At 72.3% G+C, this 12,026-nt stretch carries 9 protein-coding genes; 7 read left to right on the forward strand and 2 right to left on the reverse strand.

The window, feature by feature from the left end; genetic code table 11:
* Positions 1–25: 25 nt before the first annotated feature.
* Positions 26–1,591: an NAD(P)/FAD-dependent oxidoreductase gene (locus ABZT74_RS15450; protein ID WP_356435288.1), complete on the forward strand. Its 1,566-nt coding sequence runs from the start codon at positions 26–28 to the stop codon at positions 1,589–1,591.
* 77 nt (positions 1,592–1,668) lie between these two features.
* On the opposite strand, the gene ABZT74_RS15455 is transcribed toward ABZT74_RS15450, so the two are convergent.
* Positions 1,669–3,474 carry a serine hydrolase gene (locus ABZT74_RS15455; RefSeq protein WP_356435291.1) on the reverse strand — a complete coding sequence of 602 codons (1,806 nt, stop codon included), beginning with the start codon at positions 3,472–3,474 and terminating at the stop codon, positions 1,669–1,671.
* Positions 3,475–3,656: 182 nt separating this feature from the next.
* On the opposite strand from ABZT74_RS15455, the gene ABZT74_RS15460 reads away from it, so the two are divergent.
* The 3 genes from ABZT74_RS15460 to ABZT74_RS15470 all read left to right on the forward strand — a co-directional run bounded on the left by ABZT74_RS15460 (position 3,657) and on the right by ABZT74_RS15470 (position 7,978).
* The gene (locus ABZT74_RS15460; protein ID WP_355872696.1) at positions 3,657–4,769 is read left to right on the forward strand and encodes a nitronate monooxygenase; all 1,113 of its coding nucleotides are present in this window, start codon (positions 3,657–3,659) and stop codon (positions 4,767–4,769) included.
* On the forward strand, positions 4,766–6,316 hold the full coding sequence (locus tag ABZT74_RS15465) for an acyl-CoA synthetase (protein ID WP_356175077.1): 1,551 nt from the start codon (positions 4,766–4,768) through the stop codon (positions 6,314–6,316). The genes ABZT74_RS15460 and ABZT74_RS15465 overlap by 4 nt, the downstream gene beginning before the upstream one ends.
* Positions 6,317–6,481: 165 nt before the next feature.
* Positions 6,482–7,978: an acyl-CoA synthetase gene (locus tag ABZT74_RS15470; RefSeq protein ID WP_356435294.1), complete on the forward strand. Its 1,497-nt coding sequence runs from the start codon at positions 6,482–6,484 to the stop codon at positions 7,976–7,978.
* On the opposite strand, the gene ABZT74_RS15475 is transcribed toward ABZT74_RS15470, so the two are convergent.
* Complete coding sequence (locus ABZT74_RS15475; protein ID WP_356435297.1) at positions 7,944–8,984, reverse strand: NADP-dependent oxidoreductase; 1,041 nt, start codon at positions 8,982–8,984, stop codon at positions 7,944–7,946. The two genes, ABZT74_RS15470 and ABZT74_RS15475, sit on opposite strands and share 35 nt — an antisense overlap.
* Positions 8,985–9,083: 99 nt before the next feature.
* Here ABZT74_RS15475 and ABZT74_RS15480 point away from each other — a divergent pair, with 99 nt between their 5' ends.
* The 3 genes from ABZT74_RS15480 (at position 9,084) to ABZT74_RS15490 (ending at position 11,855) form a co-directional block, all read left to right on the forward strand.
* Complete coding sequence (locus tag ABZT74_RS15480; protein WP_356435300.1) at positions 9,084–9,992, forward strand: LysR family transcriptional regulator; 909 nt, start codon at positions 9,084–9,086, stop codon at positions 9,990–9,992.
* A 174-nt stretch (positions 9,993–10,166) separates the two neighbouring features.
* Entirely contained in the window at positions 10,167–11,186 is a 1,020-nt protein-coding gene (locus ABZT74_RS15485) for a winged helix-turn-helix domain-containing protein (RefSeq protein WP_356175088.1), read from the forward strand.
* A gap of 255 nt (positions 11,187–11,441) precedes the next feature.
* Complete coding sequence (locus ABZT74_RS15490) at positions 11,442–11,855, forward strand: hypothetical protein (protein ID WP_355872679.1); 414 nt, start codon at positions 11,442–11,444, stop codon at positions 11,853–11,855.
* Positions 11,856–12,026: the final 171 nt, after the last annotated feature.

A 12,026-nucleotide genomic window follows, 5' to 3' on the forward strand; every position in this document is an offset into this window, starting at 1 on the left:
AGATCATCACGTGCTACGAAGAACCATGCCTGCACACGAGGGATACGACGCCGTGATCGTCGGCGGGGGCCACAACGGACTCGTCGCCGCCGCCTACCTGGCCCGGGCGGGACAGTCCGTGCTCGTGCTGGAGCGGCTGGGGACCACCGGCGGCGCCGCCGTGTCCACCCGGCCGTTCGCCGGAGTCGACGCGCGCCTGTCGCGCTACTCGTACCTGGTGAGCCTGCTGCCCCGGAAGATCGTGCGGGACCTCGGCCTCGACTTCCGCGTCCGCGGCCGCACGGTCTCCTCGTACACGCCCGTCGAGCGGGACGGACGGCCGACGGGACTGCTCGTCGGCGGCGGCGAACGCCGTACCCGCGAGGCGTTCGCGCGGCTGACCGGGTCGGAGCGCGAGTACGAGGCGTGGCAGCGCTTCTACGCGATGACGGGCCGCGTCGCCAAGAACGTGTTCCCGACGCTCACCGAACCGCTGCCCACCCGCGAGGAGCTGCGGGCCCGCGTCGATGACGAGGAGGCCTGGCGGATCCTGTTCGAGGAGCCCGTCGGCGCGGCCGTCGAGGAGTACTTCACCGACGACCTCGTCCGCGGCGTCGTCCTGACCGACGCGCTCATCGGTACCTTCGCCGACGCCCACGATCCGTCGCTGCGTCAGAACCGCTGCTTCCTCTACCACGTGATCGGCGGCGGCACCGGAGCCTGGGACGTGCCCGTCGGGGGCATGGGCGCGCTCACCGACGCGATCGCCGGCGCGGCCCGCGGTGCCGGCGCGGTGATCGCCACCGGGCACGAGGTGCTCCGCATCGACACCGACGGCGAGTCCGCCGAGATCAGCTACCGCACGGCCGACGGCGAGGGCGTCGTCGCGGCCCGGCACGTCCTGGTGAACGCCTCACCGCAGGAACTCGCCCGGCTCACCGGGGACGAGCCGCCGGCCCCCGCCGAGGGCGCGCAGCTCAAGGTGAACATGCTGCTGAAGCGGCTGCCGCGGCTGCGCGACACCTCCGTCGACCCGCGCGAGGCGTTCTCCGGGACCTTCCACATCGCCGAGGGATACGAGCAGCTCGCCGCCGCGCACGCACAGGCCGCGTCCGGGGAACTGCCCGCCGCGCCGCCCTCGGAGATCTACTGCCACTCGCTCACCGACCCGAGCATCCTCGGCCAGGACCTGGCCGAGCAGGGGTACCAGACCCTCACGCTCTTCGGACTCCACACGCCGGCCCGGCTGTTCGAGCGCGACAACGACGGCGTACGGGAGGAGTTGCTGAAGTCGACGCTGGCGCAGTTGGAGGGGCACCTCGCCGAGCCGCTCGCGGACTGTCTGGCCACCGACGCGGACGGCAGGCCGTGCATCGAGGCGAAGACCCCGCTGGACCTGGAGCGCGACCTGCGGCTGCCGGGCGGCAACATCTTCCACCGTGACCTCGCCTTCCCCTACGCGCAGGAGGGCACCGGCCGCTGGGGGGTCGAGACGCGGCACGCCAACGTGATGCTGTGCGGGGCGGGCGCCGTGCGGGGCGGCGGAGTGAGCGGGGTGCCGGGCCACAACGCCGCGAAGGCCGTACTGGAAGCTCTGAGCGCGGCCGGCTAGGCGGCGGACCGGTTCCGCCCTCGTCCCTTCGGCGGGCGGGGCGGGACGGAACCGGCGTCGAGCGGTGGGGCGTGGCGTCAGTCCCGGGACGGCTCCCAGCCCGCCGGCGTGATCCGTGCGGCGTCGGCGGGGCGGCTCTCGTCGAAGACGACGCGCCCGCCCGAGGTGACCCGCAGGGCGTCGACGTACGCGCCCCGGCCGACGTACAGCGTGTCCGTCGTGTACCGCCAGCGCAGCGTGAGTGCCCGGTCGGCCGGCAGGTCCGCGCCGAGCCGGTGCCAGACCCGCCCCGACCAGCCGGTGGCCGTGCCGGCCGGATGCTCCTGCGGGTCCTTTGACCCGCGCCGGGTCGTGAAGGGGACGGGCTTCCAGTTCGCGCCGCCGTCGGTGGAGGCTTCGAGGGCGAGCAGGTCGGACCCGGGCTCCGTGTCCCACCACAGGGCGCAGCCGAGGCGCGGGGAACCGGCGGTGGTGTCGAGCGGGGGCAGCGTCAGGGTCGCCGTCGTGGCGCTCGCGGTCCCGGCGAACCAGGACGTACGGCCGGACGCGGGACGCACCGGGACGGCGCGCGCCATGCCGGTGCCCGCGGCGACCCGGGGAGCGGAGCCGGACCGCCAGGTGCGCACCGGGTGGACGGAGTTGCCGAGCACGATCAGGAACGAGTCGGTCGTCGGGTCGAGGACGATCGAGGTGCCCGTGAAGCCGGTGTGGCCCGCCGTGCGCGGCGTCGCCATCGCGCCCATGTACCAGTGCTGGTAGAGCTCGAAGCCCAGCCCGTGCTCGTCGCCCGGGAAGGCGGTGTTGAAGTCGGTGAACATCAGGTCCACCGTCTCGGGCCGCAGGATGCGGGCCCTGCCGTAGGCGCCGCCGTTGAGCAGGGTCCGGCCGAGGACCGCCAGGTCCCAGGCGCAGGAGAAGACACCGGCGTGACCGGCGACCCCGCCGAGGGAGTACGCGTTCTCGTCGTGGACCTCGCCCCACACCAGTCCGCGGTCCAGTCCCGACCAGGGCAGCCGGGCGTCCTCGGTGGCCGCGATCCGGGGCTTCCAGGAGGCGGGCGGGTTGTAGCGGGTGCGGTCCATGCCGAGCGGGCCGGTGATCTCGTCGCGCAGGAGCACGTCGAGGGTCCGGCCGGTGAGCTTCTCCAGGACCAGTTGGAGCGAGATGAGGTTCAGGTCGGAGTAGAGGTAGGCGGTGCCGGGCGGGTTGAGTAGTTTCTCGTCCCAGACGAGCTGGAGTTTCCCCTCCCGGGTCGGCGCGTTGTAGAGAGGGATCCAGGAGCGGAACCCCGAGGTGTGCGTCAGGAGTTGACGGATCGTCACATCCGGCTTGCCGCCGCCCGCGAACTCCGGGAGGTACGAGGCCACGGCGGCCTCCAGTTCCAGGGCGCCCCGCTCGATCTGCTGCACGGCGAGGATCGACGTGAAGAGCTTGGAGACCGACGCGAGGTCGTAGACCGTGTCCCGTGTCGCCGCGATCTGCTCGTCGGCCGGGAACTCCACGCCGGAGTCGGTGCTCTCGTCGTAGCCCGCGTACCGCACGGCCTTGCCGATCGGCTGGTGCAGGGCCACGGTGGAACCCCGCCCGGCGAGCAGGACCGCACCGGCGTACCAGGGGTGCCGGGGTGAGGGTCCGAGGAACGCCTCGGCGTCCGTCACCAGTTGGCGCAGTGGTCCGCCGAGCAGGCCTGCCTGTTCCGGGGTGCCGTGCCGCAGGGTCCGCCGGCCGTCCGCCGCCGCGGCCGCGGCGGGCCCCGCCGGGAACGGGCCGAGAGCCAGTGCTCCGCCCACCGCCAGGACGCCCGCACCCCATTGACGGCGCGTCAGCCCGCCGCCCGTTCTGTACCGCTCCTCGGCCGTTCCGTCCTTCGCGCCTTCGGTCATCGGGGGATCCTCCCGCTCGGGCCGCCTGAAAGTATCTTTCTGGATCTGCCGTGCCGAGTGAAAGTTTCCCGTCAGGCGTGGGTGTGTCAACCCCTCCACGACGGACGCGCGGGCGTCCAGAAATCTGACGGAGCATCAGAAAAGGTCTTCCCTCGTCCGGAGGTCTGCGGCATCCTGCGGCCATGCAGACGGAGCTGAGCAAGAGACTGGGAGTCGAGCACGCCATCTTCGGCTTCACGCCGTTTCCCGCCGTCGCCGCGGCCATCAGCCGCGCCGGTGGACTCGGCGTGCTCGGCGCGGTCCGCTACACCGCCCCCGACGAACTCGAACGCGACCTCGACTGGATCGAGGCGCACATCGACGGCATGCCCTACGGACTCGACGTCGTCATGCCCGCGAAGAAGGTCGAAGGGGTCAGCGAGGCCGAGGTCGAGGCGATGATCCCCGAGGGGCACCGCCAGTACGTCAGGGACACCCTCGCCAAGTACGGCGTACCCGAACTCGCCGAGGGCGAGGCGTCCGGCTGGCGCATCACCGGGTGGATGGAAGAGGTCGCCCGCGGCCAGCTCGATATCGCCTTCGAGCATCCGATCACCCTGCTCGCCAACGCGCTCGGTTCACCGCCCGCCGACGTCATCGAGCGCGCGCACGCCCAGGGAGTGCTCGTCGCGGCCCTCGCCGGCAGTGCCCGGCACGCCCGCAAACACGCCGAGGCGGGCATCGACATCGTCGTCGCGCAGGGCTACGAGGCCGGCGGGCACACCGGGGACATCGCCTCGATGGTGCTCACGCCCGAAGTCGTCGACGCCGTCGACCCGTTGCCCGTCCTCGCCGCCGGTGGCATCGGCAGCGGACAGCAGGTGGCCGCCGCGCTCAGCCTCGGCGCCCAGGGCGTGTGGCTCGGCTCCATCTGGCTGACGGTCACCGAGGCCGACCTGCACGCGCCCGGCGTCACCCGCAAGCTCCTCGCCGCCGGATCCGGGGACACCGTGCGCTCGCGGGCCCTGACCGGCAAGCCCGCGCGCCAGCTCCGCACCGAGTGGACCGACGCCTGGGACGACCCGAACGGTCCCGGCACGCTGCCCATGCCGCTCCAGGGACTCCTGGTCGCCGACGCCGTCTCCCGCATCCAGAAGTACGAGGTGGAGCCGCTGCTCGGCACACCGGTCGGACAGATCGTCGGCCGGATGAACAGCGAACGCGCCGTCCAGGAGGTCTTCGACGACCTGACCCGCGGCTTCGAGCGCGCCGTGGACCGCATCAACCGCATCGCCGGCAGGGAGGACCCCGCATGAGCACCGCCCCGAACGGCTTCTGGGCCCAGGCCGCGGCCGACCCCGACCGCGTCGTCCTCGTCACCCCCGCCGGCGAGGAGTGGACCGCGGGACGTCTGCACGCGGCCTCCAACCGGCTCGTCCACGGGCTGCGCGCCGCGGGCCTCTCGACCGGCGACGCGTTCGCGGTCGTGCTCCCGAACGGCGTCGAGTTCCTCGTCGCCTATCTCGCGGCCTCGCAGGCCGGCCTCTACCTCGTCCCCGTCAACCACCATCTCGTCGGCCCGGAGATCGCCTGGATCGTCTCCGACTCCGGTGCCAAGGTCCTCGTCGCCCACGAGCGGTTCGCCGACGCGGCCCGGCACGCGGCCGACGAGGCGAAACTGCCCGGCGACCGGCGCTACGCCGTCGGCGCGATCGACGGCTTCCGTCCCTACGCCGAACTCCTCGACGGACAGCCGGAGTCGGTGCCCGCCGACCGCACCCTCGGCTGGGTCATGAACTACACCTCCGGCACCACCGGCCGCCCGCGCGGCATCCGGCGCCCGCTGCCCGGCAGACTCCCCGAGGAGTCGTACCTCGGCGGATTCCTGGCCATCTTCGGCATCCGCCCCTTCGACGACAACGTGCACCTCGTCTGTTCGCCGCTCTACCACACCGCGGTGCTCCAGTTCGCGGGCGCGTCGCTGCACATCGGCCACCGGCTGGTCCTGATGGACAAGTGGACGCCCGAGGAGATGCTCCGGGTCATCGACGCGCACCGGTGCACCCACACCCACATGGTGCCGACCCAGTTCCACCGGCTGCTGGCCCTGCCCGAGGAGGTGCGCGCCCGCTACGACGTCTCCTCCATGCGGCACGCCATCCACGGCGCGGCCCCCTGCCCCGACCATGTGAAGCGCGCCATGATCGAGTGGTGGGGCCACAGTGTCGAGGAGTACTACGCGGCCAGCGAGGGCGGCGGGGCCTTCGCCACCGCCGAGGACTGGCTGAAGAAACCCGGCACCGTCGGCAAGGCCTGGCCCATCAGCGAACTCGCCGTCTTCGACGACGCAGGAAACCGGCTGCCGCCCGGTGAACTCGGCACCGTCTACCTGAAGATGAGCACCGGCGGGTTCTCCTACCACAAGGACGAGAGCAAGACGCGGAAGAACCGGATCGGCGACTTCTTCACCGTCGGCGACCTGGGCTACCTGGACGAGGACGGCTACCTCTTCCTGCGCGACCGCAAGATCGACATGATCATCTCGGGGGGCGTGAACATCTACCCGGCCGAGATCGAGTCCGCGCTGCTCACCCACCCCGCGGTCGCCGACGCCGCGGCCTTCGGCATCCCGCACGACGAATGGGGCGAGGAGGTCAAGGCCGTGGTCGAACCCGCTCCCGGCCACGAACCCGGCCCCGCCCTCGCCGAGGCAGTCCTCACCCACTGCGCGACCCTGCTCGCCGGCTACAAGCGCCCCAAGAGCGTCGACTTCGTCGAATCGATGCCCCGCGACCCCAACGGAAAGCTCTACAAACGACGCCTGCGGGACCCGTACTGGGAGGGGCGGACCCGGGTGGTGTGAACGGGGCGCGGCGGTCGGTCGCGTGCGGCGCCCGGGGTCCCGGGCGCCGCACACCTGCCGGAGAGTCCGACGACGGCCGTCCGGCCGACCGGGTCCCGGACGAACGGTCTCCGCGGGGCGTCGGGTACTTGACCTCCTCCTTGTGTGGATCGAGGATCACGTGTCATGACGCCTGGACACGGCAGTACGGTTGACGGGGTGCTGCGGCGCAGTGCCCGGCGGACTCCGGCGCGACGCGCGGTCGACTACCGCGAGCGCTCCTGGACGTACGCGGAGCTCGACGAGGCCGTGTCCCGCGCGGCGACCGTGCTGCTCGGCGAAGGGCTGGCCCCGGGCGACCGGGTCGGCGCCTACGGCCACAACTCGGACGCCTACCTCATCGGCTTCCTCGCCTGCGCCCGCGCCGGCCTCGTGCACGTGCCGGTCAACCAGAACCTGACCGGCGACGACCTCGCCTACATCGTCGGGCAGTCGGGCAGCGCCCTCGTGCTGACCGACCCCGACCTCGCCGGGCGGCTCCCCGACGGTGTACGGACCCTCCCGCTGCGCGACGCCGACGACTCGCTTCTCGCGCGCCTGGACACCGCCCTCCCGTACGACGGGGACGAGCCGCGCGGCGACACGCTCGTGCAACTGCTCTACACCTCGGGCACCACCGCCCTGCCCAAGGGCGCGATGATGACGCACCGGGCCCTCGTCCACGAGTACCTGAGCGCGATCACGGCCCTCGATCTCAGCGCCGGGGACCTCCCCGTCCACTCGCTGCCGCTCTACCACTCCGCGCAGATGCACGTGTTCCTGCTGCCGTACCTCGCGATCGGCGCGACGAACACCATCCTCGACGCGCCGGACGCCGGGCAGCTCTTCGACCTGATCGAGGCGGGCCGCGCGGACAGCCTGTTCGCCCCGCCCACCGTGTGGATCGGTCTGTCCAACCGCCCCGACTTCGCCGACCGCGACCTGAGCGGACTGCGCAAGGCGTACTACGGCGCCTCGATCATGCCGGTGCCCGTCCTGGAACGGCTGCGCGAGCGGCTGCCGAAGCTGGCCTTCTACAACTGCTTCGGGCAGAGCGAGATCGGCCCCCTCGCCACCGTCCTCGCCCCCGACGAGCACAAGGGCCGGATGGACTCCTGCGGACGCCCGGTCCTCTTCGTGGACGCACGGGTCGTCGACGAGAACGGCAAGGACGTACCCGACGGCACGGCGGGCGAAGTCGTCTACCGCTCACCGCAGTTGTGCGACGGCTACTGGGACAAGCCGGAGGAGACGGCCGAGGCGTTCCGCGACGGCTGGTTCCACTCGGGCGACCTCGCCGTGCGGGATGCCGACGGCTACTTCACCGTCGTGGACCGGGTGAAGGACGTCATCAACTCCGGTGGCGTACTGGTCGCCTCACGCCAGGTCGAGGACGCCCTCTACACCCATGAGCAGGTCGCCGAGGTCGCGGTGATCGGGCTCCCCGACGAGCGCTGGATCGAGGCCGTCACCGCGGTCGTCGTGCCGCACGGCGAGGTCACCGAGGACGAACTCATCGCCCACGCACGGGAGAAGCTTCCGCACTTCAAGGCGCCCAAGCGGGTCCTCTTCGTGGACGAACTGCCCCGCAACGCCAGCGGGAAGATCCTCAAGCGTGAGCTGCGTGACCGGTGGGGATCCTGACCTGCGTGCGGTCCCGGACGATGATCTTGCCGGTGTTCTCCCCGCGCAGCATGCCCAGGAACGCGTCCACGATGTGCTCGAACCCGTCGACGACCGTCTCGTCCGAGGCGAGTCGGCCGCTCTGCAGATGCGGCACGGCGAACTCGTACAACTCCTCCTGCAGATCACGGTGGTTGCTGACCAGGAAGCCCTCCATGCGGATGCTCTTCTCGACGATGTCCGCGTAGTCGAAGCGCGGCGCCGGCGCGTCGGGAGTGTTGTACTGGCTGATCGTGCCGACGCGGACGATCCGTCCGAAGGGGCGCAGCGCTCCCACGGCGGCGGCCAGTTGCCCGCCGCCGACGTTGTCGACGAACACGTCGATGCCGCGCGGCGCGGCCTCGCCGAGCAGGGCGGCCGCGGGCCCGTCGTGATAGTCGAAGGCCGCGTCATAGCCCACCTCCTTCACGAGGTGGGCGGCCTTCGCCGCCGAGCCCGCGCTGCCCACGAGCCGCCCGGCGTCGAGCAGCCTGGCGAACCGCCCGGTCGCCGTGCCGACCCCGCCCGCGGCGGCGGACACGAACAGGTCCTCTCCCGCTCGAAGCCGCGCGATCCGGGTCAGGCCGACGTAGGCGGTCAGGCCGGTGCCGCCCAGGGTGCTCAGGTACGCGGTCGGAGGCACCCCGTCGAAGCGGGGGAGGCGCCGTACCTCCTCGGGTGTGACCATCGCGTGCGTGCGCCAGCCCTGCCGGTGGAACACGATCTCGCCCTCGGCCAGCCGAGGAGTGCGCGAGGCGATCACCCGCCCGATGGCGCGGCCCTCCAGTGGCGCGTCGAGCGCGAAGCCACCGGGCACGTCGTCCATCAGCTCGCGGTGGTAGGGGTCGACGGACCAGTAGAGGTTCTCCACGAGCGCGCCGCCGGCGGCGGGGCCGGTGAGGGGGGATTCGACGAAGGCGAAGTGCCCCGCGGTGGGAAAGCCGTGGGGGCGGGCGGTCTGGTGCACGGTGAGCGCGGTCTCGTTCATGACCGGACCGTAGGACGGGAATGCGCCTCGCGGGCAGCCCGTTGGGCTCATGCGACGCCCCGTTCCATGAGCAGTTCTCATACATGAGGTGAGCGCCCCGTGGCCCGCACGACCGATTCCGATCTCCTCCCACAGGAACTGCGTGTCCTGGTGGCGGTCGCGGACACCGGCGCCTTCTCGTCCGCCGCCGGGACACTCGGCACGACCCAGTCCGCGGTCTCCCACTCGGTGCGCGGCAGCGAGCGCAAGATCGGTGCCGTCCTCTTCGAACGCGGACGCGCCGGAGCCCGCCCCACCCCGGCCGGAGAGAAGGCCGTCGCACACGCCCGCCGCGTCCTGCGCCTGCTGGACGTCCTGACCGTCGAGGCACGCGACGCGGCCCGGCCCGGCGCCGCACGGGGCGAGCTGCGGATCGCGGCCTTCCGCAGTGCGGCACTCCACCTTCTCCCGGACGTCCTCGGGCGGTTGCGCGCCCGGCACCCCGGGATCGAGCCGCGGGTGCGGATCGTACGCGAGACGGGGCGCGGCACCGCGGGCGAAGTCGCCGACGGGAAGGCCGACATCGCCATCGCCACGCTGGGCGGCTCCGTCCCGCTTCCACCGGGTCTGGTCGCGCGCGAACTCCTCGAGGAGCCCTATGCCCTGGTGCACCCGACGGGGCACGGCTCCCCGCGCGCGCTGCCGCTGGTCGACTGGGCCGAGAACTGCGGCTCGTACACCCGGGACTGGTGGGCCGCACAGGACTGGATCCCGAAGGCGACCGTGGAGGCCGAGGACGACGGAGCGGTGCTCTCGCTGGTGAGCGGAGGTCACGGCATGGCGATCATGCCCGCGCTCTCCCTGGTCGGAGCGCCGGATTCGGTCGGGATCACCGACCTCGGCCCCCGGCGACCGACCCGCCGGGTCGGCTACGTCACGACCACCGAGCTGGCCGCGTCCGCCGCGGTGAGCGCCCTGGTGAGAGAACTGCGTGCCGAGGCCACCGGTGCGCGAAGTGGCATACGGTGAAGGGGAGTTCGGCACGCGGAAGTCCGTACAACCCTCTTGCCGCCCGATGGGTCGTAGGGGCATCAGGACTTCTGAGGGGGATCCGGGTGGATCGCTGACGTTCTGATCCTTCGTATCGGAAGACGCCCACGTCGCCCCCCGAGCCGGACGACAGTCGATTCGGGGGCGGATTCCGTGCTGCGCATCCACTTCACGCCGGAGGACCTCACCCGTATCCGGGTGGCGGGCACGCCCGATCCGCTCTGGGAGATCGCGTGCAGTCTGCACCGGCTCCAGACCACACGCGGACGCTGGGCATACGCGGACTGGTACCGCACCACCCGGGACACCCTCGCGGGCACCGGACTCGGCGCGGCGGTCCGCCGGCTGCTCATCCCGGTCCTGCCCCGCGCGTCGTACTTCCCCGACTGCCTCACCCCGTACGAGACCGTCGACGGGCTGGACAGGGGGCTGGCGGCGATCGTCGACACGCCGCCCGCCCGTGTCGCGCACGAGGTGGCCCTGCTCGACCGGGTCGGCGCCGGCCCGTCCTGGGCACCGCGGTTGGTGGAGCGCGGCACCCGTGAGGAGCTCGTCAGGGCGTTGCGCGCCTACCACGACGCGGTCGTCGCGCCGCACCACGACCGCATCTGCGCGGCCATCGCCGGGGAGCGCGCCCTGTGGGCGCGCCGGACCCTCGACTCCGGCATCGACGGACTGCTCGCGGGGCTGTCGCCGGTCATGCGCTGGCGATCCCCGGTCCTCCATGTCGACTACGTGGAGGACCGGGACCTGTATCTCGGCGGCCGCGGTCTGCGCCTCGTCCCGTCCTACTTCTGCTGGCAGTTACCGATCTCGATGGCCGACGAGACCCTGCCTCCGGTGCTGGTCTACCCCCTGAACACCTCCCGGCCGCCCGCCGCCGCCCCGGAAGCGGACGCTCCCCTCGCCGCGCTGCTCGGCGGGACCCGCGCCGCCGCGCTGCGGTCCCTGGCCGTCGGCGCCACCACCTCGGAACTGGCGCGCTTCCTCGGGGTCTCACCCTCCACCGCCACGCACCACACCACCGTGCTGCGCGACGCGGGTCTGATCACGAGCCGGCGGTGGCACAACATCGTGCTGCACACCCTCACTCCGCTGGGGGCGGCCGTGCTCCGCCGGACAACGGCGGCACCGGGGGGCTCGTCGGCCACAAGCGTCGACTTTCGGTCATGACAGCGTCCGCGGCAGGTTGAGCGTGCCCCGAGAGCCTCTCTGGCTCCGCAGGTCCCGCAGGCACCGCTGGAGCAGGGGAATCCGCCGTCTGGCCGGGCACTTTCGAGGACGGTCGAAGGCCGTGGCCCGCGAGGCCCCGCTCTGCGAGCGTCTGCGGCGTGCACCCCGGACGCGGCCGTCACCGCCCGTCCGGACCCGCGGCCGTGTCCACTCGTGTGGGGACGGCCGAAGACCGGAAGACCGAAAAGGGGAAGCATGACCAGAGCCATCGCCGCCGGCGCGTTCGCACTCGTCTCCGCCGCGACCTGTCTGACGCTCGCTCCCGCGGCCTCCGCCGCTCCGCAGGCCTGCGTGACCTCGACGCTCACCACCGGGGGCAACCAGGGCGTCGGAACCATCCGCAACAAGTCCGCCACGAGCAGCTGCGGCGACCTCAACCTCACCTACTCCGACGACTCGACCTCCCCGTACGGGGACTACTACGCCGGCCGGCTGCGCAACTCCAGCGGCGTCTGGCACACCTGCAGCAAGGGCTACGTCTGGGCCTCCGACGGCAGCCACAGCGTCAACGACTCCACGTACTGGCTGTGCACCGACGTCTCGGACAACACCCCGTTCACGGTGGCCAGCCAGCTCGACGGCGGCGACTCCGTCAAGATCACGCACTGACCCGGAGGACGAGCGACCGTCACCCGGTCCGCGCACACCACAGGGGTGGGCGCGGGGGGGGGGGGGGGCCCCCCCCCCCGGGGGGGGGGGGGGGGGGGGGGGGGGGGGGGGGTGGTTGAAAGTTGGTGGGCCCCGCCCCCCACCACCCCCGCCCCCCCCCCCCCCCCCCAC

It is taken from the genome of Streptomyces sp. NPDC005302, assembly GCF_040607345.1.
Classification (GTDB): domain Bacteria; phylum Actinomycetota; class Actinomycetes; order Streptomycetales; family Streptomycetaceae; genus Streptomyces.

Coding starts and splice junctions, on each gene's coding strand:
- ABZT74_RS15450 (WP_356435288.1), top strand. CDS start 26: ATGCCTGCACACGAGGGATACGACGCCGTGATCGTCGGCGGGGGCCAC.
- ABZT74_RS15455 (WP_356435291.1), bottom strand. CDS start 3,474: ATGACCGAAGGCGCGAAGGACGGAACGGCCGAGGAGCGGTACAGAACG.
- ABZT74_RS15460 (WP_355872696.1), top strand. CDS start 3,657: ATGCAGACGGAGCTGAGCAAGAGACTGGGAGTCGAGCACGCCATCTTC.
- ABZT74_RS15465 (WP_356175077.1), top strand. CDS start 4,766: ATGAGCACCGCCCCGAACGGCTTCTGGGCCCAGGCCGCGGCCGACCCC.
- ABZT74_RS15470 (WP_356435294.1), top strand. CDS start 6,482: ATGACGCCTGGACACGGCAGTACGGTTGACGGGGTGCTGCGGCGCAGT.
- ABZT74_RS15475 (WP_356435297.1), bottom strand. CDS start 8,984: ATGAACGAGACCGCGCTCACCGTGCACCAGACCGCCCGCCCCCACGGC.
- ABZT74_RS15490 (WP_355872679.1), top strand. CDS start 11,442: ATGACCAGAGCCATCGCCGCCGGCGCGTTCGCACTCGTCTCCGCCGCG.